Origin of the sequence: Rhizobium sp. BK060 (genome assembly GCF_014193145.1) — a bacterium.
In the GTDB taxonomy this organism is placed as follows: domain Bacteria; phylum Pseudomonadota; class Alphaproteobacteria; order Rhizobiales; family Rhizobiaceae; genus Rhizobium.
Genome location: NZ_JACHYW010000021.1, coordinates 69,954 through 93,678, shown reverse-complemented (window position 1 = coordinate 93,678; position 23,725 = coordinate 69,954). Strand labels below are relative to the sequence as shown.

Annotated in this window: 18 protein-coding genes and 1 pseudogene; 4 read left to right on the top strand and 15 right to left on the bottom strand. The window is 59.0% G+C overall.

Features of this window, described 5'->3' with window-relative positions; all coding sequences use genetic code 11:
* Window positions 1-4,057, top strand: a 4,057-nt coding sequence (locus FHT71_RS21970) for a calcium-binding protein (RefSeq protein ID WP_281412175.1), incomplete at its 5' end; no start/stop codon positions are given.
* A gap of 458 nt (window positions 4,058-4,515) precedes the next feature.
* Here the strand turns inward: FHT71_RS21970 and FHT71_RS21965 are convergent.
* The 3 genes from FHT71_RS21965 to FHT71_RS21955 all read right to left on the bottom strand — a co-directional run bounded on the left by FHT71_RS21965 (window position 4,516) and on the right by FHT71_RS21955 (window position 8,393).
* Window positions 4,516-5,451, bottom strand: coding sequence for a HEPN domain-containing protein (locus FHT71_RS21965; protein WP_183721982.1), 936 nt, complete (start codon window positions 5,449-5,451; stop codon window positions 4,516-4,518).
* A 300-nt stretch (window positions 5,452-5,751) separates the two neighbouring features.
* Complete coding sequence (locus tag FHT71_RS21960; protein ID WP_183721979.1) at window positions 5,752-8,052, bottom strand: conjugal transfer protein TraA; 2,301 nt, start codon at window positions 8,050-8,052, stop codon at window positions 5,752-5,754.
* Window positions 8,052-8,393 (bottom strand): mobilization protein, encoded by a 342-nt coding sequence (locus FHT71_RS21955; protein WP_183721976.1) that lies wholly within the window; start codon window positions 8,391-8,393, stop codon window positions 8,052-8,054. The genes FHT71_RS21960 and FHT71_RS21955 overlap by 1 nt, the downstream gene beginning before the upstream one ends.
* Window positions 8,394-8,916: 523 nt before the next feature.
* Here FHT71_RS21955 and FHT71_RS21950 point away from each other — a divergent pair.
* Window positions 8,917-9,627, top strand: a complete 711-nt coding sequence (locus tag FHT71_RS21950; RefSeq protein WP_183721973.1) for a ParA family protein — start codon at window positions 8,917-8,919, stop codon at window positions 9,625-9,627.
* Window positions 9,624-10,016 carry a hypothetical protein gene (locus FHT71_RS21945; RefSeq protein WP_183721971.1) on the top strand — a complete coding sequence of 131 codons (393 nt, stop codon included), beginning with the start codon at window positions 9,624-9,626 and terminating at the stop codon, window positions 10,014-10,016. The genes FHT71_RS21950 and FHT71_RS21945 overlap by 4 nt, the downstream gene beginning before the upstream one ends.
* A gap of 50 nt (window positions 10,017-10,066) precedes the next feature.
* Here FHT71_RS21945 and FHT71_RS21940 read toward each other — a convergent pair whose 3' ends face one another.
* Window positions 10,067-10,231: a hypothetical protein gene (locus tag FHT71_RS21940; RefSeq protein WP_183721968.1), complete on the bottom strand. Its 165-nt coding sequence runs from the start codon at window positions 10,229-10,231 to the stop codon at window positions 10,067-10,069.
* A 198-nt stretch (window positions 10,232-10,429) separates the two neighbouring features.
* Here FHT71_RS21940 and FHT71_RS21935 point away from each other — a divergent pair, with 198 nt between their 5' ends.
* Entirely contained in the window at window positions 10,430-11,620 is a 1,191-nt protein-coding gene (locus FHT71_RS21935; protein WP_183721965.1) for a DUF1173 domain-containing protein, read from the top strand.
* 9 nt (window positions 11,621-11,629) lie between these two features.
* On the opposite strand, the gene FHT71_RS21930 is transcribed toward FHT71_RS21935, so the two are convergent.
* From FHT71_RS21930 to FHT71_RS21875, 11 genes and pseudogenes are all read right to left on the bottom strand, one after another.
* Window positions 11,630-11,836, bottom strand: a complete 207-nt coding sequence (locus tag FHT71_RS21930) for a DUF736 family protein (RefSeq protein WP_183721961.1) — start codon at window positions 11,834-11,836, stop codon at window positions 11,630-11,632.
* Between the two features lie 141 nt (window positions 11,837-11,977).
* Window positions 11,978-12,301 (bottom strand): DUF736 domain-containing protein, encoded by a 324-nt coding sequence (locus FHT71_RS21925; protein WP_132594430.1) that lies wholly within the window; start codon window positions 12,299-12,301, stop codon window positions 11,978-11,980.
* Between the two features lie 1,217 nt (window positions 12,302-13,518).
* Window positions 13,519-14,868, bottom strand: coding sequence for a type II toxin-antitoxin system HipA family toxin (locus FHT71_RS21915; RefSeq protein ID WP_246718080.1), 1,350 nt, complete (start codon window positions 14,866-14,868; stop codon window positions 13,519-13,521).
* A 20-nt stretch (window positions 14,869-14,888) separates the two neighbouring features.
* Window positions 14,889-15,131 carry a helix-turn-helix transcriptional regulator gene (locus FHT71_RS21910; RefSeq protein ID WP_183722027.1) on the bottom strand — a complete coding sequence of 81 codons (243 nt, stop codon included), beginning with the start codon at window positions 15,129-15,131 and terminating at the stop codon, window positions 14,889-14,891.
* A 301-nt stretch (window positions 15,132-15,432) separates the two neighbouring features.
* Window positions 15,433-16,023 (bottom strand): annotated as a pseudogene (locus FHT71_RS21905) (type IV secretory system conjugative DNA transfer family protein); the annotation flags it as partial.
* A gap of 120 nt (window positions 16,024-16,143) precedes the next feature.
* Window positions 16,144-17,244, bottom strand: coding sequence for a GSU2403 family nucleotidyltransferase fold protein (locus tag FHT71_RS21900; protein ID WP_183721955.1), 1,101 nt, complete (start codon window positions 17,242-17,244; stop codon window positions 16,144-16,146).
* 788 nt (window positions 17,245-18,032) lie between these two features.
* Window positions 18,033-19,985 carry a type IV secretory system conjugative DNA transfer family protein gene (locus FHT71_RS21895; RefSeq protein WP_183721952.1) on the bottom strand — a complete coding sequence of 651 codons (1,953 nt, stop codon included), beginning with the start codon at window positions 19,983-19,985 and terminating at the stop codon, window positions 18,033-18,035.
* Window positions 19,982-21,007 carry a P-type DNA transfer ATPase VirB11 gene (gene virB11, locus FHT71_RS21890; protein ID WP_183721949.1) on the bottom strand — a complete coding sequence of 342 codons (1,026 nt, stop codon included), beginning with the start codon at window positions 21,005-21,007 and terminating at the stop codon, window positions 19,982-19,984. The genes FHT71_RS21895 and virB11 overlap by 4 nt, the downstream gene beginning before the upstream one ends.
* Window positions 20,973-22,208 (bottom strand): type IV secretion system protein VirB10, encoded by a 1,236-nt coding sequence (gene virB10, locus FHT71_RS21885; RefSeq protein WP_183721946.1) that lies wholly within the window; start codon window positions 22,206-22,208, stop codon window positions 20,973-20,975. The genes virB11 and virB10 overlap by 35 nt, the downstream gene beginning before the upstream one ends.
* Entirely contained in the window at window positions 22,208-23,017 is an 810-nt protein-coding gene (locus FHT71_RS21880) for a TrbG/VirB9 family P-type conjugative transfer protein (protein WP_183721943.1), read from the bottom strand. Before FHT71_RS21880 ends, virB10 begins: the two co-directional genes overlap by 1 nt.
* Window positions 23,014-23,706 carry a type IV secretion system protein gene (locus FHT71_RS21875; protein WP_183721940.1) on the bottom strand — a complete coding sequence of 231 codons (693 nt, stop codon included), beginning with the start codon at window positions 23,704-23,706 and terminating at the stop codon, window positions 23,014-23,016. The genes FHT71_RS21880 and FHT71_RS21875 overlap by 4 nt, the downstream gene beginning before the upstream one ends.
* Between the last annotated feature and the right edge of the window lie 19 nt (window positions 23,707-23,725).

The following is a 23,725-nucleotide window of genomic DNA, read 5'->3' as shown; positions in this document are numbered from 1 at the left end:
CACCTACATCGTCGACAGTGTCGGCGACGCCGTCACCGAAAACGCCGACGAGGGAATAGATACGGTCAGGACCGCGCTGGCGGCCTATACGATCGCCTCAAGCGGCAATGTCGAGAACCTGACCTATATGGGAGCGGCGGCCTTTGCCGGAACGGGAAACAGCCTTGCCAACACGATCAGGGGTGCGGCAGGTGCCGATATACTGGATGGAAAGGCGGGAGCCGACATCCTGATTGGCGGTGCCGGCAACGACACTTACCTTGTCGATGATCTGGCCGACGTCGTGACCGAAGCGGTCAATCAAGGCACAGATCTGATCAAGACGGCGCTGTCTGCCTATGCGTTGACCAATATTGCCAATGTCGAAAACCTGACCTTCATCGGCACTGGCGATTTTGCCGGCACCGGCAATGGGCTCGCCAACATCATCACCGGCGGTGCCGGCAACGACATCCTCGACGGGGGTGCGGGTGCTGACACGCTGATCGGTGGCGCCGGCAACGACATCTACGTCGCTGACAACGCCGCCGACGTCGTCACCGAGGCGGCAGGTGTGGGCATTGACGAGATCCAGACGTCGCTTGCGACCTACTCGATCGCCGCGCTGGTGAATGTCGAGAACCTGACCTACACCGGCACCGGCAACTTTGCCGGCACCGGCAACGCGCTCGCCAACACGATCACCGGTGGCGATGGTGACGACACGCTGAACGGCGGAGCTGGCGCCGACACGCTGATCGGCGGGATGGGCAACGACACCTACATCGTCGACAGTGCCGGCGACGCCGTCACCGAAAACGTCGATGAGGGCATTGATACGGTCAGGACTGCGCTGGCGGTCTATACGATCGCCTCAAGCGGCAACGTCGAAAACCTCACCTATACGGGCACGGCAGCCTTTAGAGGTACCGGAAACGGGCTCGACAACGTTCTGATCGGCGGTGCAGCGGCGGACAGCCTGAGTGGCGGTGCCGGCAATGACACATTGATCGGCGGTGCCGGTTCCGACGCGATGTCGGGTGGGGTGGGCGACGACACCTATGTGGTTGACGTTGCGACCGATATTGTGATCGAGAATCCGGAGGAGGGGACGGATACGGTCAAGACGGCACTTGCGAGCTACTCGCTGGCGCCTACAGCCAGCGTCGAAAACCTGACCTATACGGGCATAGCGGCGTTTACCGGCGTAGGCAATGCCGCGGTCAATGTCATCATCGGCGGAGTCGGCAACGACACGTTGGACGGCAGCGCCGGCGCCGATACACTGATTGGCCGGGGAGGCAACGACACCTATATCGTCGACGACCTCGGCGACCTCCTGGTAGAGGCGGAGAATGGTGGCACGGACACCGTCAAGACGGCACTCACCAGCTACTCGCTGGCATCTGCGGCCAGCGTCGAGAACCTGACTTTCACGGGAACTGGCGGCTTCGCCGGCGCCGGCAACAGCCTCGACAACGCAATCACTGGCGGAGTAGGCAACGACACGCTCTCCGGTGACGCGGGCAACGATAGGCTGAATGGTGGGGCTGGAGCGGACGCGCTTTCCGGCGGGACTGGCAACGACATCTATGTCGTAGACAATGCCGGGGACACGGTCACCGAGAATGCGGACGAGGGCACCGATACGGTGCAGGCGAATCTGGCCTCTTATACACTCGGCGCCAACGTCGAGAACCTGACCAACATCGGCGCGACGGCCTTTGCCGGTACCGGCAATACGCTGGACAACGTCCTGACCGGTGGGGCTGGGGTCGACACGCTAAAGGGCGGCGCGGGCGACGACACCTATGTCATCAGCACTGGTGACATCGTCCTCGAGAATGCCGATGAGGGTACCGACACCGTAAAGACGGGCCTGGCCGCCTACACACTGGCGGCCAATGTCGAGAACGTGACCTATCTAGGCACCGTCGCCTTCACTGGTACTGGCAATGCGCTCGACAATATCATTAGGGGTGGTGCTGCGCCCGACAGGCTCGCGGGAGCTGCTGGCAACGACACGCTGGATGGCGGGGCAGGGGCCGACGCCATGATTGGCGGCTCCGGCGACGACGTCTACATCGTGGACATCGTTACGGACGTGGTAACGGAAGCAGCAAATGGGGGCACCGACACGGTGAAGACCGGACTCGCGGGCCTGACGCTTGCAGCCAACGTCGAGATCCTGACCTACACCGGCACGGCAGCTTTTGCCGGCATGGGCAACGACCTCGCCAACACGATCACCGGTGGAGCCGGGAACGACACACTGAACGGTGGGGCTGGCGCCGACGCGCTGATCGGCGGGATGGGCAACGATACCTACATCGTCGACAGTGCCGCCGACGTCGTCACCGAAAACGCCGACGAGGGCATTGATACAGTCAAGACCACGCTGGCGGTCTATACGATCGGCAGCGACGTTGAGAACCTGACGTATACGGGAACGGCCGCCTTTTCCGGAACGGGCAATAACCTTGCCAACACGATCAGGGGCGCAGCAGGTGCCGATATGCTGGATGGAGAGGCGGGAGCCGACATACTAATTGGCGGTGCCGGCGACGACACTTACTTCGTTGATGATCTGGGTGACGTCGTGACCGAACTGGTCAATCAAGGCACCGATCGGGTCAGGACGGCGCTGTCTGCCTATGCGCTGACCAATATTGCCAATGTCGAAAACCTGACCTTCATCGGCACCGGCGATTTTGCCGGCACCGGCAATGCGCTCTCCAACTGGATCACCGGCGGCGCCGGCAACGATATCCTGAATGGTGGCGCGGGAGCCGACATGCTGATCGGCTGGGCCGGCAACGATGTCTACATCGTGGACATTGCTACGGACTTGGTAGTGGAAGCAAAAAACGAGGGCACCGACACGGTGAAGACCGGAATCGCGGGCCTGACGCTTGCAGCCAACGTCGAGAACCTCGTCTATACCGGCATGGCTGGATTCACCGGCACGGGGAATGACCTCGCCAACACGATCAGCGGCGGTGCCGGCAACGACACACTCGACGGCGAGGCTGGCGCCGACACCTTGATCGGTGGGATGGGCAACGACATCTACATCGTCGACAGTGCCGGCGACGTCATCAGCGAAAGCGCCAATGAGGGAATTGATACAGTCAAAACCACGCTGGCGGCCTACATGATCGGCAGCGAAATCGAGAACCTGGCCTTCATCGGCACAGGCGCCTTCACTGGCACCGGCAATGGCCTCAACAACACGATAACCGGTGGCGTGGCCGCCGACACCTTGTCGGGTGGCGATGGTGACGACACGCTCGACGGCAAGGCTGGCGCCGACACGTTGATCGGGAGTGCCGGCAACGACACCTACATCGTCGACAACGCCGGTGACGTGATCGCTGAAAGCGCCGACGAGGGCATTGATACGGTCAAGACCACGCTGGCGTCCTATACGATCGCCAGCAATGTCGAGAACCTCACCTATACGGGCACCGGTAACTTTACTGGCATCGGCAACGCACTCTCCAATACGATCACCGCCGGCAACGGCAACGACACGCTGAACGGTGGCACGGGGGCCGACACCCTGATCGGCGGGGCTGGCAACGACTATTACGTCGTCGACAACACCGGCGTCGTCGTCATCGAAAAGGCCAACGCGGGCGTCGACCTAGTGCAGACGTCCCTCGCCAACTACGCGCTAGGAGAAAACATCGAAGACCTGCGGGCGGTCGGCGACCCCACCGTAGCCTTTGTCGGCACGGGCAATGCGCTCAATAATCGGATCGAGGGTAATTTGGGCGCTTCGAACACGCTGACGGGTGGCGCGGGCGATGACAGGCTCTGGGGTGGAACGGCCGCAGATTTCTTCGTCTATTCGCCCAACTGGGGTCACGATATGATCGAGAATTTCGTGGCAACTGGCGCCCAGCATGACACGATCAGGATCGATCACACTATCTTTGCCGACTGGGCATCGCTGCTTGCTGCATCGCACCTGTCGGGCAGCAGCACGATCATCACCGCGGATGCGAACAATACCATCACGCTGTGGAACGTCGCCGTGTCGAGCCTGCAGTCGGCGGATTTCCAGTTCGTATGATGTTCGCTCGGACCTACCCGACCGCATTTCGTGTCGGGAGGAAATGGGCTGGAGTTATGGGATCCGCGAGGATGCAGAGGGAGATGCTGTCGACAGCCCTGCGCGACGCATCGCCGCGACCAAGAGGCGAGAAATAACGACGAGCATGCGAAGCCCTGCAAAAAAACACTCATCATCAAAGGGGTGGTCAGCAGCGCGGCGAGCTCCAAAGAAATGCGGCTCCGGTTTAGTAATCACAGGAATTCCCATTTCCTGGGCTGCGCGAATGAGGGCCGCACGGCATCGTGTGCCGACGCATCTCCACCAATTGCGTCCAGGCAGGTCGTAACTGCTGCCCGGCAGTCCTCGCCATCGTCGTTGGCCATGCGGTAATAGCGCTGCGGCAGCATCGCCATTCGATTTCGGGGCGCCCTTCGTAATCGGATAACGGGTCGTGGATTCCTGAGCGGGCTAAACTTTCACAGAGAAAGTCGCTGCTTGCATACCGTTTCGACGAGTGTTTGAAGAGCCTTCACGTGCTCGACTAACCAACCGAGCTCCTCGTTGCTGATTGTGTACTTTGACGAATATCGCGCTTCCACGTAGGCCCGAGATAGCAACTCGAAGCAGCGTCGTGAAAACCGGCTGTCGCGAGGCCATGCGGCGATTAGTCGAGCATCTATTCCTTCGGCTTGGGAGCGAAGGATCTTTATTCGATGCGACTTGGGGCTATAGAGAGTCAGCGTCAAAAGGACACTGTGATAAAGACGCTCGGTCGTTTGATGAAGCAGGAACGCCGCCTCATTGGGAAAGTCCTTCTTTAATGCTTCCTGAGCTAGATGGAGCATGCGCGAAGCGCCATCGAACCACTGTTCAAAAAAGGTCCTAGCTTCAGTCTGCTCCTCTTCCGCCGTCAACGGCTTCGGCTCCGCCAGCGGATGGCCGGGCTCCTCGTAGACGACGATACCGTCCCTGGCGATGTCGACGAAGAAGGGGCGACCGCGCGAAAGCTGGTCGTTGACATCGGCCAGCGTGTGGATGATCGGCACGACCGGTGTTTCGATGCGATGGCCGATCTGCTCTTTCAACAGCTGCTCTTCGATGCCTTCCCAGAGCTCCTGCTCCTCGGCGAACGACTTGCTGTCGACGATGATCAAGAGATCGTAGTCGGAGCGATAGCCGCTTAAATGATCCTCGACCCAATCACCCCGGGCATAGGATCCATAGAGAATGACCATCAGGATCCTGCCGGCGTTGCGCTTCGCCGACAACTTGCTTGCCTGGAAGTGTTCGACTTCGGCAAACAGGATCTCGATGATGCGCGCCAGTTCGCGCCGCTTCCTGTCCGGTAAATGTTCGATATGGTCGGTCAAGGTAAAAGCCGCATCAAAGCCTTCGGTCAGAATCGCATCCATCGTAGCGGTTCCATCGTAATTGCGCATCTAAACGTTATACGGGAATAACGACGTAAATACAATCAAGCTCCGAACGCGGCGCCATCGTCGCTGTGGTGATGCGGCCACGCGGCTAAGCTCATCCCAAGGAACACCGCGCGGCTCCGCCAGCCTGCACAGAGTTCTGTGCTATGGTTAGCTCTCGATCGCGGAGGGTCAGTGCTACTGTCCCCCGAAAAGCTAGCGAGGGTCGCAAATCTATCTTCAACTCTCGGACCATAATCAGGAACGAATCGCCGGCGCACGTCATCGATTCCGTTCCTATTGCTCAGACTCGTCTCGATCACGGTCGCGGTCGGCTTCCTGCCGAAGCTCTTCCAACCGTCGTACACGCTCTTCGGCGGGATCTGTTCGTTCGTCTCCGCTATCCTTCATGCGATCAGCTCGCAGCAGCTTATCGGATTTTGATTTGCGGTCGTGACTCCCATGTTCGGGACGCGATGGGCCCTGACGCTCATCAGCATTACCGAACATCTTGCGTACCCGCTCGCCCGATCGTTGAGCGGCCTCGATCGCAACCCGCACGTCGTTGTCAACTTCAGCGATCTCGCGAATATAGGCGTTCCCAGCGGCGCCGAGTTCCCCTGCGCGTGCGAGCTCGAAATTCAGGCTTGCCTGCAACGACGCTCTATCGAAGCGAGTCTGATCATCGCCAGCCGACCCGATCAGCTGGCGGTAATATTCGACCGCCATCATCACACCGGTTCCTGTTTCGACCGACGACAGCCCATGTCGCGCGACAGCTTCGTCCCATTCTCGGTTGGCATCATCCAGCTGTCGGACGCGGCGATTATCGCTCGTACGGTCACGGGCCTGCTCGGCCTGCTCCATCATCTCGCGGCGGGCCTCGACATGGTCGCGCGCTGCCGAAGCGATCTCCTCGAACCGGCTCCGCCAAGCTTCCGGCGTGACGCGTTCAGCCTGAACCAAGGCAGCTTCGACACGCTTTTCATATGCCTCGAACTCGGATCGCGTCATCGTGCTCATGCTGTCGACCTCCGCAAGTTTTGACAATTCAACCAATGCAGCCCGCGCTCGCGAGCCATTCTCGTTTTGTAGATCTCGCGCGTCCGGCATTTCCTTGAGGGAAAGTTCTGCGGTCGCCATCCGAGAAAGCTGCGCCTTGGCAAAATTCTGAGCGTCGGAATTCTCTGCGTGGCGGGCAACCTCCAGCCACTGCGAGCGAACTTTCTTCATGTACTCCAGGCTTCTCGCGGTCCTCGGCGCCGTCGGCTCCTCCCGCCGTTTCTGATCATACCGTCGCCTGGCGAAATTCGAGGTGCCGGCGTGCTCGGTTCGTCCCTTACGGCTGATCGGCCGGACTTGATTGCGCGTGTAAGCCGGCGCGCTTGCCTGGTCTCGGCGATCGGTCATCTCCATTAGAATGCCGCGGGCTCGCGCCTCTTTTGCCAAGCCCTCGCGCCAGCGTCGAAGCGATCCGATCGATGTCTCGATCCGGTCGCCATCCTCGGACCGCATCGCGACAATCGCGTGGACATGAACATGCGGGCGCCTGCCACCCACCTGTTCGGCCTTCGGATCGCGCGTCGGATCATGAAGGGAAAAGACATAGCGGTGCTCGCCAAATTCCTCTGCCAGAAACGCGCGTGCCGCCGCCCGGAAGGCTTCGACATCGGTGCCGGCCCGTGCTGACACGACGAGATGCATGACGTCGCGCGACTTGCGGCTGTGGAGTTCACCGCGCCATTCCTGTTGCACCAGATCACCGGCCTGTTTGGCGTCGGCAATCTTTTCGCCACGATCGGTTTCGACAGCGCCGTCGAACCTGGCCACCAGCCTGCGCAGCCGGGCGGCACCATACTCGACGCCATTGCCGTAACCCGTGAAGCGAAACTCCGCTTTGCCGACGTCACCTCCCTTCGCTCTCATACGGGCCTGGACGATCTCAGTGGCCTTGGCGTCGGCTGTTAGTCGCTCGCCAGCCTTCGAGCGCAAGACAACAACGCCTTCGATGCGGAAAGTTCCGTCGTGCTCCGCGACCCCGAATGCAAAGGATCGATCGCCGACCGCGGATCTGACGATGTAACGCGCCCATTCATGCAGTGCTTGCCCTTTCTCGGGACCATGGGCAATGTCGATGCAGAAAAGTCCGATATCGCGGCTTTCAGTGCGATTGCCCATCAGATGTGCCCAGTCGTCGCAGAGTGCGGCTATTGCATCGCGACCTTGCAGCTCCTGCCCAGATTGGGTTTCCATCGAAACCTCTCCATTGCGGGAGATATAGCCCGCCATCGCGCCGAGCCGGCCACCACCGCCAAACGACGCCATCTTCACGACAGCCGGTTGGCTTCCGCTTGCAAGTCCGGCAAACCGCGTTCCCATCGGTCGGCGCGGCGACGAGGAATTTGGCGTCTGGGGTCGACGAGCAGCTTTTTTGAAATTTCTCGAGGGCTTCTGGCTCGATCCAGCAACAGGCACGGTACTTCCGCGACGGCCGCGATCCTCCTCATCGTCGTTTGCCCTTCCCATCAGCCGCTCATGCAGGAAGGCGGCCCTTCGGCGCTCCCATTCCTCTGTGAAAGCACCGAGAAAGATCTCCATCAGGCACGCCCTCCAACTTTACGGCCGTTTCTCCTCTTAAGCCGGTTCAGTTCCAAGGCGAGACCGGTGGCGACCGGCAGGAGGCCCTTTAGGAGTTCGCTGACGTCGCCGGCGTTGAACTGCCGGTAGGCGAGCTGTGCAAGACTGTTCAAGTTCACACCGATTGTTCGCAAGTCGCGGTGAAGAAACTCGAAAATCGCCCGATCTTCCGCCGTCAGAAACGGTTGGACCCCGGCACCTTCGAGCGTCAGCGAGCGCATGAACGCCGACACCGTCAGTTCCGCCTGCTCCGCAGCCTTGTGAACAGCGGCCAATTCCGACGCGGTGAAACGAGCATGCACGACATGCGATCTCCGCTCGTTCGAAGGCGTCGTGACCGGTGCTGTCTGCCTTGCTCGAGCCACGTCACCTGCCTCGTTCATTGATCGCCGCAGGCGCCATCGACGGCTTGTCCGTCGATCGTCAGCAATTTTGTATCACAAAATTGCGTATCCTGCCAAACCAATATAGTTCATTTCAGTTCATCGATGCAAGGCTATCCTCGGGACTGCGCTCGATGGAAAAGCTCGCAGTGGGGCGATGTTGCCGTGAGCCACGTCAATGTCGTGTGTTCATGGTGTGGCCCTGATTCCCATGGGAGTACAGGAACAATATAGCGCAATTCCAAAGATATATAGTCAACGGATGCTTTTCTTGTTGAGGGCGGGGCATGCTATCGCCGATTGGCGAGTTGACACGTAGTGGCCACGCATCCATGTGAAAAGCACCTGGATAAAAGGGGCTGGACGAGAGGAAAAAAGGAACTAATATAGTTCAACATGAAAGAGCGGCTTTTGGAGACAACAATCGTTGGAGAGAGCTTTCATGACGCGGACTTATGCAGTGGTAAGCAACAAGGGCGGCGCCGGGAAGACGACAATGGCGACGCTGATTGCGGGCGAATATGCGCTGGCCAAACAGAGCATTCTCATGATCGATGCCGACAGCCGGCAAAATCTCGCCGGCTGGTGGAAGCTGTGTCACAAGAAGGGCAACGTGCCAGCCAATATCGAGGTGGCAATTGCGGCCAACCAGCGGGCGATCGAAGATGTGCTTCGAACCTATGCACAGGCGTTCGATGTCGTCATTATCGATGCGCCCGGTGTCGACAGCGCCCTGCAGACCACCATCATCCGCTCCTCCAACATCGTCCTGTCGCCGGTGCAGCCTGGAATCAAGGAGATCGAGGCGGCCGGCCAGACGATTGCAGAAGTCAACGACGTCAACGATCAACTGGGTCTATTCGTGCTTCATATGAATGTGCGAACCCGCATCACACTGACGGGTCGAAGCCTCGAGGCCTATCGCTACATAAGGCCGTTTGTGGCGGGGCTGATTGAGGCCAACTACCAGACGATGCTGCTCGACACCGAACTTTATGAGCGCAATGTCTACCGGGAAATCCAAAATGGCCTTGGAACACTGCAAATGCAGGAGCCGACAGAACCGGTTCGCAAGGCGCGTTTTGAAGTCAAGGCGCTGGTGGACGAGATCGAGCTTCGGCGGACGAGGGCTTTGGCGGAGATTGCGGCATGACCAGGAGTACCATTGATTTTTCACTTGCTCCGAGACGCAAGCAGCCTGAACAGGGTGACATGCTGAAAGACATGTCTTCCGGCGATGGTTCGAACGCTGCCGCCGTCGACCCTCCTCGATCGGCAGAAGCCAAGACCCTGCTGCCGAGACTTCCCGAAGAAGAAAGACTGCGTAATTCGGCCAGGCGCGCGGCCGAGCAGCAGGAAACGAGACGAAGGCTCAAGAACCTGAAGCGCACGAAAGAGCGGAACATCAGGTTTTATGTCAACGTGCCGCTGGAACAGGACGTCAAGGCAAGGCTTTTACGCGCCGCCCATGAAAACGATATCCGCATGACGGTCATCATGCAGGCGGCGATCGACACCTATTTGCAAGACAATGGATATTGAGCCAGTGCCTGCACCTGACCCGTCGAAGTGTGCGGCAATGATCAGCCGCCTTAGAAAGGCGGGTCGGGATCGATGCGGCCGTCGAGCTCCGCCCAGATGACTTCGCGCTCGGCGATCATCAGCGCGAGTTCAGCTTCGATCGCCCGACGTTCCTGAAGTGTCTCGGCGTTTCTGGCCTCGGCGCGGAGTTCCTCGATGTACTGTTCGATGGTCATGGTCGTCGTCTCCTTGAGAGATGTGAGAGATGACGGTGGCGAGCTGGGCGGGGAGAGACAGGTCAAGGCTCGTGACCACGACCGGCGGAGCCGGCGCAGGGAGGACCCGATTTTGTCGGAACGTAGTAAAACGAAGTGGAGAGAAAATTGGAGGGGCCGTGCGGCCTTGGTGCGGCTGGAACAAAGGCAGCCTGACTGATGCGCGCGTTTCTCATCGACGGCGAAACGGTCTCCGACGAAGCTGAAGATTTCGGCAACCGGCTGGCGCTTGCTTATCGCAATCGCTCACGCCCGATATGCCTGTGCAGCAATCCGGGGATCCCGATGTACATTGCCATGATCGGCGATCAGCCCACGATCAAAAGGATGCCGCTGACAGGTGGTGCGCATCATCAGGCTTGCCCGTCCTATGAGCCACCCTATGAGCTGTCGGGGCTCGGTGCCCTGATGGGGCACGCGATCAAACTCGATGATGATGGTAGAGCAGCCCTCAGACTGGATTTTTCGTTGTCGAAGAGGGGGGTCGGCGCTGCGCCGTCAGCGGGCACGGAGACCTTGGAGAGCGTCAGAAACGACAGCAGAAAGCTATCGCTTCGGGGTCTGTTGCATTTTTTATGGCATGAAGGTGGACTGACCGAGTGGACGGCGCGTTGGGCGGGAAAGCGCCATTGGAGGCAGGTCCACAGCCACCTTGTCGAGGCGGCGAGGACCATGTCGGTCAGGGGTGAGCGCCTCGTGGGGCGGGTTCTTGTTCCCGAGCCCTTTCGCACGGAAGACAAGACAGCGATCGAAAAGCGGCGCGCCCTTGCCCTGGCGCCGCTTTTCGAGAACAAAGCGGGCGCGAAATCCCTGATGATCCTGGTCGGCGAGATCAAGGACCTTACACCAGTGCGGATGGGACAGCAGGTCGTTATCAAGCACCTGCCAGGTTTCAGGCTCTATCTGGAGGACGAGACGTGGCGGCGTCTCCAGCGTCGTTTCGAAACCGAGCTGACGCTGTGGCAAAGCGCCGACAATCATCACCTGATGGTCATTGCAACGATCGGCGGCAGTCCATCCGGTCTGGTCGCGGCTCACGAAATCGCATTGATGACGGTAACCGAACAGTGGCTACCTGTGGAAAGTGTTCATGAAACGCGATTGCTGGAGGTCCTGACGCGCAAACGTGAAAAGACGATCAAGGGACTGCGTTTCGATCTACCGCGGGCACAGCCCTATGCGGCGGCAGTCTTGCCGGAGCGTCCTCAGCCGTTGGCACTTTACATCGTTCCGGCAGGCGCCGATTCTGAGTTTGAGGCCAGGCTCAAGGACATGGTCGAGGCAAGGCCCGATCTTGCCGCATGGATCTGGCGTGTCGGCAAGGACGAGATGCCTGATATCACCGATTAGATGCATCCCTTAAGGGATGCCGGTCGTGCTCGCTCTCGCGGACTGCTTCTGCCAGGCCGCGTCGAACTCGACATTGCAGGCGAGAACCCGGAAGTCACGAGCGTCTTTTGACGCGCGTTCGACGTGGACGATCTTGGCTTTGACGTTGACGTTGAGTGTCTTGAAGGTGCCGGAGAAGCCATTTTCGGATGCGGTGAAAGAGCCGATGGTTGCCATTGTCTTGTTCCTTTTCAGATGCTCGGGGCCGCGCCCATCGCGGCCTCATATGACGAGCCACTCGTCAAGCTGCTGTTTGGAGCTACGGGTGGGTGGTTTTCCGTGACGCCCCGCAGGTGCGGGGCGTCACATCCAGAGCGGTCAGTCGCCAGAACGGCGGGCCGGCCGCGACCAGATGAGGCTGAAGCTCTTGCCCTCTTCGTCCTCCACGAGGTTGGCGTAGAGCGGAGCGGTGAAGCTCGGGTCGTCGAGCTTGAGACCAAGGTAGTTGCGGCCCTCGTTGGACTGCTTGGACCAGGCGGCTCCGATTTCGATCCGGCCGACGAAGACGCGGTGGCTGGGAGCGTTTTCGCCGCTGGAGCGCGTATCGGAAACGATGCGGACGTTTTTGGCCTGGAGGGAGAGGGTGACGATTTCGCCGCTGAAGTCGTTGCCGGATTGTTGGAAGGTTCCGATGGTAGCCATTGTCGTTTTCCTGACTGGGTTGCCGAAGCCGCCCCATGCGGCCTCGATAGCGGTCATAAGGCGCCGATCGGGCCGACTGCATCCCAACGGGACCGCAGCTTAAGCGCAGGACGGCGAAAGCCGAGCTTGTTGCCTCGCGAGGAATGCGGCGAAGCCGCAGGGGAAGAAGGTCGGGGGAGCCGTTGCAGGATCAGGACAGATTGGCGTCAGACCCGCCTGAAGAGAGGTCGTATGGGGCGGCTTCCGCACACCGGTCTCGCGGGAACGATGCGGGGCAACGACCTTCCAACCATGAGCAGGCACCGATGGAGCGTCAGAGTTCGCCTTTTGAACCTCCGGTCTAAGCCCGCTCCTTGATCCGCGCCCTGCACGTATCAAGCTCGTGTCCGCTCGCCGTTCCAACGGCGCCACCACAATCCCGCCTGCGGCGGCTAAGGACGATCGAGGCGAAGCCGCTCTCCCAGACATGCCTCATCGGGCCAGCGGAAGGAGCGCCGATGACAACCAGCTAGGTGACGTGACAATGGCGCCCGTGCGACCAGCCTCTTGCCGGCTTGTGCCTGGCCACTCCACAGATAGTGGAGACGGAGGACTTGTCCCGCCTCAAACACGGTCGTCGTCAAGCAATTGATCGAGGCGGCTCATCAGTTCATCATGGAGCTCGTCAGGTGCGTCGTCCAAGCCGTCGGCCACCGTGTGTACGACCAAGCAGCCCGCGATATTGTTCTGCGGTGAGAATGATGAGCTTTTCCCTGTCGCGCTTGGTAAGCGTGACAGGCTCTACCCGCGCGGTCTCGAGAATTTCGCCCGACGCTCTGTTCATATCTGAAAGGGAAAACTGCGATGGTTATGAGGATCAACCACCAAGACTCCTCCTGGCGAATTCCCATGCCTCGTTGCTGTCCTCGGTTCGAATGACCCGAGTGAGGGTGCGTTCTCGGCCGCGGCCGAAGAGTGTCTTCTCACGCATGGCGAGGATCGTCCTCCGTTTGAGATTCTGATACTTTTTCTTTCGCCGATCGATCCGATCCTCAGGTCTGTTCTTCTGCTTCAGGTGTCCGTCAGCATACTTGCCGTCGATGTGGATCTCGCCTTCGGTTTGCTGTCAGTAACGAGGGATTTGCCCGCCCTGTGCGGCATTTTCATTTCAAGAGCCCCGATCTCAACGCCGCATTTGCGCAATTCAGTAGCAATTGCCACCAACGGCTGATTGGAGATCAACGCTTGGGACCGAAGCCGTCTGCGTCATGATCGTTAACATCGCTCATGCTTTCCGTTGCCCGTGACGGCCCAGAAATGCTGTGGTCATTTCGACCATCGTGCAAACGCAGTGTTTGAGCCGGCGTCCTACCGTTCAAGATTCTGTCAAGTTCGGCTGTACGGGATCTGGATAGCCGAACCTTTTCAGCGAACTGTGGCCAGCGACTGATCGCCGTTCGAACCTGCTCTATGACTTCCTTTGCGTCGTGATCGGAGATTGAAGCCCCTCTGGAGACCGTCAATAGGTGAGACATCCCAGGGTCTCTGCCTTCACCGGCGATAGCCGCGCTATGCTCCCCACCCGGTCCGGAGGAAAAAGTAAGATCATAGGCCGGTGCCAGCGACCACCGGCCACTACCGTTCATAAGAAATGCGTGGTTCTTCACATGGTCGTCACGGTTCTTGGCATAGACATTGAATACCATGTTTCGAAACATTTTCAGGACATCCGCGCTGTCACGGGTCATCATGAGCGTAAGCTTGTGAAGCTGTTCGTAGTTCAGCGATGCCTCGCGATGGTCAGCGTTCAATAGTCCACTCGCAGTGTGCATGTGGACCCGTCCAACAGGGATTCTGTCAAAACGTTTTGTCGCGAAAAGCCGCTTTCCCTTGCGGGTATCGAAGAGCCGAGTCTCGGCCATCTCTACCCCTGCGGCTGCCGCCATAAGCGCGTAAGCCTTCTCTTCCGCACCGATCTCAGCCGGATCAGACGTACTAGGAGCTTTCACCATCCATCGTTCAAATCCCGGTTCCAACGACTGACCGTAGTCCAGAACACAGGTATTCTCGACCTTGTTGAAACCTATCATTATCTTTGGCCGTGCGCCCGCGGAGCCACCTTGGGCGCCCTGTAGGCTATCGATATCGGCAACATCCATGTCTGCCTGTACCAAATCTACTTGATCAGCAAACCAATCGAGATCAGTGGCTTGGGTTGATTGTTTCTGGTTGTCTGGCAAATCAGGAATGTATGTTAGCGCCCCCATCCCCGTTCTGCCAACAGCCGAAAGGCGATCCAATGGGGTGAGTCGGGTGTAGTCGATGCCAGCTCGCTGGAGGCGGCGGTCCAACAACAGCCGGCCCCAACCATCAGGTAGGCTGTCGTTAAATAGGCCATGGAGACCGTCAAAGGGGTCGCGTGGTGCCGCAATCAATCCTGGAGCGGTCTTCATATGGAAGGGCGAAATCAACAGGGGCGCAGCGAGAAATTCTGCCGCGTACTCGAAGTATGCCCTGCGTTCCTTACCACTCCATGCGAGGGTGCCGAGTTTCTTCTCGTGCCCTTCGAGATCCAGATAAACGCTCATTCGCTGAACTGGCCTGAACTTCATTTTCTACGCACCCGCTGCTTAAGAGGACGATCAACGACATCATCAATTGTCCGCGGTGGCCGATTTGGAAACAAGTGCTCGAACTCGACCTCGGCCTCAAGGATAAAGGCAATTTTTACAAGACTTTCGAGGGAGATTTTCCCAGATTCTTCAAAGAGCCTAAGTGATCCGTAGGAGACGTCCGATCTTGTGGCCAGCTCCCTTTGGGTCAGACCATGCTCGATCCGCCGACGCTTCATTCTTTCCGATAAGCCTTTGATGACATCCGAAGGAGAAGACATATTAAATGCGAACATATTAGCACCTAGGTAGTAAAATTTGTGACAAATGCTAATATAATGGCATTTAACGTGCTTTGCAATATTGGCGGCGTGGGCTGGCATTTCCGATCGCATCCAGCGGGCCGATGTCGGCGTCCATCACCGCTTTCGGTGTGACGCTTGACGTCAGAAACCGGTTCGTCTGATCGCCAAAGTCACCACATTCAATCCAGGCCAAGGTCCTCCGGATCCGGCACAGTCTTGGCCAGAACTTCCTGGAATTGCCGAGGAGCGAATGCCGGGCGGTCTCTCCATAGATCTCGTCGATGCTCTTCAGGTCCTGAACGACGAAGGCCATCTTGATGTTGTAACCGGCGACGTAGGGGAGCTTGTTGAAGATCTCGTCCATTTTCTTCAGTTGCCGGAATTCGTCGAGCAGGAAGTAGACGGGGAGGGCATCAGGGTTGTGCTCGCGTGTCAGCAAGTCCATCACCTGCTGCACGAAGAGGGTGAGCAATGGCCGAAGCACCGTCATGTCAGTGATGTTCGGGGCGAGATAGATCGTCACCGGGCGCCGTTGCAACGAGGAAATAGCCATGTCGGTCACCGCGGTTGCCGCAAGCACGCGTTCGTTGCGAAATGGACCCAGGGCTTTCTGGATATCGAGAAGCGCGGAGCGGGCGGCGCGTTCGTTCAGGGAGATAAAGGCGTTGAAGCTGTCGATGGTGAAGCGGGAGAGATCACCTTCGTTCTCCTTGATCCGCTTCATCATGGATTGCAGGTCGACGCCTGTATTGAAGAAGGCATTGACCTCGCCAAGATTGCGACGATTGCGATAATGCCGGCTCTCAAGCACATAGCTGATCACCCCTCAATGGGGTGGGTACGCTTCGGGCCGATGCGGCCTAAAGATCGGCGCGGTAAGCAGCCACGCGATGTCGCGCGCGATGGAATGTGCCGAGTTTCTGTTCCAGCAACGGCCGGGATCTCCTTAGGCACGAATTCCGTTTTCATGTCTGGTCCCTAGGCCGAGCTGATCCACTGACACATCGAGAGCCTTCGCCAGTGCCTGCCTGCCATTGTCGGGCATCAACGAGAGGCCGGAAACCATTGCCTCCTGCCATGATTTCCCGCGATCCCATGCCTCCTGGTAGGCGTCGACAATCAGATCGGCCTGTCGCGTCTCCAGGAGCGCCTGGAAGAGCAACGAGGCTTGCAGGAGGTCCTTGTTCCGCTTTGCGCGCCCTATCGTGTCTGGGGCCCGCCTCGAAGCCACAATGAGCTTGTGCACCGCATACCGTTCGGGCGCCGGGATGTTTACGGTTACGCCCTCGCGATGAAGCAGGACGGCCCGGACAGGCTCGTAAATCAGGAAATCGGGGAACCGCAGGTTTTCCGCCGACGCGCCGCCGAGGGCGGGCATGGGCGAGGGCTTGCCTGTGTATCCGTCTGAGCCCCTGTTGCCGGTCAGGAATTCCACGCGGTAGCCCTTCTTGTCCTGGAAGGCGACGACTTTCGTCTGGTCCGCCTGGTGCGGGGCCGCACGGAAAGACGGCTCGACTGCTTTCAGAATATCCAGAATAGGCGGCAAGCTGTCTGCGACCTCGGCCGAATTCGCAAAATCCTGCGCGAAATCCGCGTCGCCAGTCTGCATTGCCGCCGCGGGCAACCGGACCCCAAGCAGGCCGCTATAACAGCTGAAAGCCACCGACCCGATCAGGACAGCCCGCAGGCGGAACAATCCGGCGTCCGCAAGGGCTTTCGTGACGTCGCCCGCGAAAGGATTGGGGCCAGCAAGCCCCGCGCTACGGCGCAGAACGCCGACCATGCGCCGACGCTCGCGGATGTCATTCTTGATGTCCTTGTGGGCGTTCACCCGCGCCGTGATCGCGGGATCGTCGTGCGGGCCGACATAGCTTCGCTTGTCCTTGCCCTCGGGAGTAGGCCGATCGAAATACCAGTAATGGCGCCCCTTGACCGGAACGGTTACGAAACGGCCATCAAGGGGAAAGTCGCTTTCGAATTGGGCATCGAAAGATCGCTGTGCGAGTTCCGCGAGCATCGTTCGGTACACGAGGTCGATCTGTTTCATTCCTTGCGTCCCCGTTGAGTATGCCGCGGCCTCGGCCGCCAGTTCGCTCATCACCCTTTCGTAAGTCGCTTCTCTGCAGGCGATCCTTTGCAGTTACCCTCGAGCGCTGTCCTACGAACGACGGGCAAGTCCTTGCTATAATTTCCTTGTAAAAACATTATAACCGTTCTGCCTTTTGTCAACCGCCTCAGCACGTATTTAAAGCCCCGGAAAACCGGGTTTAAGTGCATGGTAATTTCAGTCAGATCGCTGAGTGCAAAGGCCTGCCTATCGGTTTACACAACTCCACCGACGCTGGTTCTTAGCTACGCGGCCTGTATTCATGAAGCGCCAGGCAGCCGCTTTCTGCTCGCTTGTGCAACGGCAGAATATGGCGGGCTCGTTTTCCGAGCGACGGCATCGAAATCATAGTTGTCGATAGCAATGCTCGCCAACCCAACTGTGCCGAGTTATAATGTTTTTGCAAAACAATTATAATAGCAACCCGACGCCGTCGGGCCCGCCAAGGGCGCCTCGGTGGCTGATGTGCGCTCTACCGTCGTTTCGTCGGCAGCCGTCGCCGCACCAGCACCGTGCTTGGTCATACTTCAGTCCAATATCTCGTCGTCTGAGCAAGTAACCTCAGCAAGCCCCGCGCACGCTCGAGGACCGTGCGAGCAAGAGAGCGGGCCGTTTAGTCTACGTCGTCGCCATACTGCTCCTCCTCGTCATAGTCTTATGTTCGCCCGAGCCAGGATTAGAAAGCATCCGGAGCAGGTCGCCGCAGCGACGATAATGGGTTTGATATGTCAATTCAGGCCGACCTCTTCCGGATCCGGAATAGTCTTGGCAAGAACATCCTGGATGCTGATCCTTTGGTTCATCGGCATGTCCGCAGCTGACAGGCAAGCAGCGATGACAGACTTCAACTTGCGTGCAGTGACAACCAGTCTTTCCTTCGAACTGACAGCAGCGTCGACGTTTTCTGCAGACGAGGCCTCAAAGGCAGCATCGTCAATGACCTCATGCCGATTGAGTTCCATCCCACCAGATCTCGGATCAGGTCCATTGTCCGCGTAGTCGGGCAATGTGGCAGGCACCGGCAAGGCTCGGGCCATTTCGACGTCTGGAACTGGTACAGTGTTCCGGCGAGAAGCGAGAGCGGCAGTCTTGAACGGCTCGATAGCGTGGTAGCGAAGCTTGCTGGCGAGGATCGGCTGCTGCCCTTCGACCAACAGGATTGCCTTGTCTTCCCGCATCTGCCGGACCTCCTGTGGCATCATCAGGTCGCGCTCACGGATCTGCTCGACCCTGGTGCGCCGGGCCCGACCGAAAACCTCAAGCGTCCTTGTTTCCGACTGATAGCGGATCGTTCGTTTTCCAAGCGCGCGTGAAGCGTATTCTGCGGTGACCTGATCGTTGGCGCCGAGGATGAGCTGAAGCCCGCAATTGCCCAGGAGCGAGTGCCGGGCGGTCTCTCCATAGATCTCGTCGATGCTCTTCAGGTCCTGAACGACGAAGGCCATCTTGATGTTGTAACCGGCGACGTAGGGGAGCTTGTTGAGGATCTCGTCCATTTTCTTCAGTTGCCGGAACTCGTCGAGCAGAAAGTAGACGGGGAGGGCATCAGGGTTGTGCTCGCGTGTCAGCAAGTCCATCACCTGCTGCACGAAGAGGGTGAGCAATGGCCGAAGGATCGTCATGTCCGTGATGTTCGGGGCGAGATAGATCGTCACCGGGCGCCGTTGCAACGAGGAAATAGCCATGTCGGTCACCGCGGTTGCCGCAAGCACGCGTTCGTTGCGAAATGGACCCAAGGCCTTCTGGATATCGAGAAGCGCGGAGCGGGCGGCGCGTTCGTTCAGGGACATAAAGGCGTTGAAGCTGTCGACGGTGAAGCGCGAGAGATCGCCTTCGTTCTCCTTGATCAGCTTCATCATGGATTGCAGGTCGACGCCGGTATTGAAGAAGGCATTGACCTCGCCAAGATTGCGACGATTGCGATAATGCCGGCTCTCGAGCACATAGCTGATCACCCCTGCAATGACCTGTTGGGCCATTCCTTGCCAGACGGCGTTCTCAGAACCAATGGCCTCTGGAATGAGGATCGCAGCCATGTTCTGAATGTCGATCGTCCGGCTGCCGCGGTCGGCACGCACGAAGTCGAGGGGATTCCAGCGATGCGTCTTTTGCGAGCCCGGCGAAAACAGGAAGACCTGGTGTCCCTTGGCTCGCCGATATCCCGCCGTCAGGTCGAAGATCTCGCCTTTCAGGTCGGTAACAATCATCGAGCCCTCAAACATCAGGGCATTGGGAATGACATAACCGACGCCTTTGCCGGAGCGCGTTGGCCCAACGATCAGATGGTGGCGATCGTCCTGTCGTCGAAGGACACGAGTACCGAAACGCCCGAAAATATGACCCTGCCTGCCGAACCAGCCGCCGCGCCGCATTGCGGGCATGTCCTCGAAGGCGGCGTCGCCGAGCGGGCTGCTGTGTCGCCTGAGGCCAAAGGCGGCCGCAAAGGCAGCTGCTGCGATTGCGGGAAGCGCCGCTGACAGCGCCACGAGCCGCAGCGATCGGTTGCCAAAATAGGCCGCAAACTGCTCAAGCGGTGCGAGCGGATTGGTCGTCGTCATTACGTGCAGGACCCGCCCGTCCTTAAAGACGATTTGCAGGATCAGGCCGTAGGCAAGCATCCAGACCGCGACCGCGATGAGCGCGCAAAAGAACAGGTAGACGGCGAGGTATCCCCGGCTCATGGCGCACGCCGGGAGTAGTAGATTTCAGAAACGCCTCTCAGCCCCCCATCACGGCGCAGCTGGATGACGATCGGGATGACCATCCGGATATAGGTCATGAGGTCGCCTTTCGAATAGCCGGATGACATGCCGGCCTGCATCATCATCATCGCAAGTTGTTCGTAGGCACCCATCGGCGTGTCTGCATGGACGGTCGACATGCTGCCGGGATGACCGGTATTGATCGCCCGCAGGAAGGCAAATGCCTCAGCGCCGCGAATCTCGCCGACGAACAACCGGTCAGGCCGCATGCGCAACGATGCTTCCAGCAGGGTCTGGATCGACACATGCGCCGTGCCCTGGTCGCCGCGCGACGCCAACAGATGCACGGCGTTGCGATGCGGGGGAAAGAGTTCACGCGTGTCCTCGAGCGTCACGATGCGCTCGCGCTCATCGATGCTCTTCAGGCAAGCGTTCAGGAATGTCGTCTTGCCCGTCGACGTGCCGCCGCTGACGAGGATCGAGACCCGCTCGCGGATGGCCGTTTCGATAAATTCGTGCGCCCGTCCGGCCTTAAGAAGGGCATTAAGACGTGCTTCGGTCTCCGACAGACCGTCGACAGTCACCGACACTTTGTCGAATCCACCGGCATCGCGATACTGCGTCAAGGTGAGGTCGTTGATGACCTGCTTTCTTATCGAGATCGATCCGCCGTCGGGTGCTGCTGGCGGCAAGACGATCTGGATCCGCTCGCCGGTTGGAAGTGCCGCGCTCAAGAGCGGATTGACAGGACTGATGAACTGGCTGCTTGCGGCAGCGACCCGCTCACCGATATGCTCGATTTCTCTGGCGGTCAGTTCGGCGATGGCGTGAAACTCCATGGCGGAGGCTCCCAGGCGTTCAACGAAGACCTCACCTGGTCGGTTTACGGAAATCTCTATGACGCGGGAATCGGCGAGGAAATCCGCAAGCGGCGCAAGCGCGCGTCGCAGAAAATAATAGGCGTCCCTATCGGGTGCGACCTTGATCGAGGCCTCGCGCATTCCTGATCTCCTTCAGTGCTTCCTCGACCGGATCCGGGTAGATGGCGGAGAAGTCGAGGTCCTGCCGGACATAGACAAAGATCCGCTCGCCCTGGGTAACGTTGATGGTCGGGGGGATACGGAGGTTTTCCGACAGCGCCTGATTGGCCATGTCGGAGAAGGTTTGTGCGATGGTCTGGCGAGCGAGCTCGCCAGCCCGGTCGTCGTTGGTTTCGCCGTTGCCACCGCCAGAGCTATACTGGTTGCTGCCGTATCCGATCAGATAGGACGAGCCCGCACCGACGACTGAAAGCAGGATGGCGGAGCCGAACCGCTCGCGCCATTTGGTATCGACGATGCCGGTAAGGCCGGAGCGGCCAAGGCTATCGGCGCCAATACTATTGAGCCGGACCGAGACGCCGTCGTCGCGCAGCAGCCGGGTCCAGATCACGAAGATCCGCTTTTGCCCGCGCGTCACGTCAGATTGATATTCGCCAATCAACCGCGTGCCGGTTGGGATGAGAAGGCGGCGCCCATCAAAGGAATAGACATCCTGCGCGGTAATGGCGCGGATCTGCCCCGGCAAATCACTGTTGATGGCGGTCTCGAGAATGCCCGGGATCAGCGTGCCTTCGGGTATCATCGCATCGATCCGGTCAATCCGACGGGCTTTTGCGGAGCGGTCACCAATCGCGGACGCCGTCGCCAGGAACTTGCTGTTGCGGTCCTCGCCTGCAACAGTCGGGCCGCTGCCGGTGCTGTCGGGGTCTGCCGTATCACCGCTGATCTTGGCGGTGTCGACGACGATCTGCTTTGAGCGATATCGGTCGGGGAACGCCTCCGGTTCCGGGTCAGGGGGCACGGCCGGTTCGACGATCTGCGGTGGAGGAGGCACATTGAATTCGGTCGTATCCGGAGGCGCTTGCGGCTTTTCGGGGGGAGGCTCGGGGATCTGGATAATGTTGTCGGCGGGCTTTGGTTCAGGCGTCTGCTCTTCGCGCAAGAACGACGGCGGACTGTAGGTCGTTGTCGTAAACTCCTCATCGCCTTGCAGAACATCTGGTGTCGTTTTGTGAGGCGCGAAGACGGCAATATAGGCAAGAGCGGTACCGGCAAGCAGCAAGGCCGCCGCGCCAAGCAGTTGCTTTTTGCGCACACGCCTGTCGCCGACTGCCGTTTCGTCGGCCGCAAGCATGGCCTCGAGCTCAGGCGAGCGCTGCATCAATTGCCACTCCTTCTGCGGTTCGTCGCCTTCTCATCGACAGAGGGAGCAAAAAGCGCGGGATCCGGCTGACCGAAATCCGGCTTTCTCAGATTGAAGATGCAGGTCCACTGATTGCCGTCGCGCAGCGTGTACTGCGACGCGGTTCCATCGAGGACGATGTAGTCTCCTTCTCGACGGAAGTTCAAAAGTGTTTCGGTGAAGTCGCTGTTGACGGCAAAGACGGCCGGCACCTTTTGGCCAAACTTGAAAAAGGTCTTCTTGCCGTCATCGAAGATCATCAGCGGTTTGAGGGCCGGATCGCCGGAGAAGGAATAGTCGATGTTGACGTTGGCCTTGTCGATACCGGACATGTTCGGGTAGCTTGCCCGGGCTTCGGCTTGTTTCCTGAGTGAGGCGTTCAAATCCTTGTCGGGGTAGACGAAGCGGATACCGAAGACCTTTTTGTTGTCCTCCGGGGCATAATCGTTGAGCTCCAGGTAGTAGATCCGTTTCGTCGTCACGACATTCATGTTGGTCGCGACGTTTTTCGCCTTCGGCTTGACGAACAGGATGTTTGCCTTGTCCGCCGGGACGATGTCCCAGCTGTCGGTATCGCCAACAGCGATCGTCTCGAACCTCTCGTCCTCATCAAAGATGATCATCGTCGAAATGCCGTAGGTGGCAAATACCCGCACGACGTCGTCCGGTCGATAGACCACGCTGGTCACCCGTGGATCAAGCCGGCCTGCCAGGGGGGTTCTGGCAGCATGCGATGATGCCGGCAAGACCGAGGCGATGATTGCAACCATTAAAATGCGTCGTCTCACGGGTTGGTCTCCGTCACCGTCTCCTGATCGCGTCGATAATCGTAGACCTGAAATCCCAGAGGGTTTTCAAAGCGCCACTCGTTGGCGGTGGGCGTATCGGTGTAGCGATAGCGGACAACTGCAATCCAATGGCGCGTGATTGCATCCGAGTCGGAGACCTCACTTGTTGCGAAACGGACGATGCCGGTTGAATTGTTTGGGAACGTCACGGACGCGATCTCGGTCATCACCCGCTTGGCTTTTCCGTAAAGCCTCGCAGGATTTTGAACGTTGGCCGCGCTATAGAGGTCCTGTAGCTCCCGCGCCGCGTTGCCAGTGGAAAGGAGCGCTGCAATTTTAAAGTTCTGCTCGATCGCATAAGGGTCATATCCCTCCCGCGATCTGATATAGCGAACGATGTTGGCCTGCGTGACGGCCTGTTGGTCGGTGAGATTGGCCGGCCGGGTCAAGCCGCTCTTGACTTCGAGATAGCCGGTGTTCTTGTCGACCTCGACAATATATGGCTCGAAACTCTTGAGTGGCACGAGCATCACCAGCGCGATCAGGCTGAGCAGCGTGATGCCGGCAAAAATCGTCGTCACGAACCACGCGAGCGTCCGGGAGCGCTTGGCCCTCTTGACGATTTCCTGCTCCCAGGCGTCACCGCTCTGGTAATAAGTGCTGAGCTCGAGCTCTTTTTTGTCAGCCATCGTTTATCTCTTCGTTTCC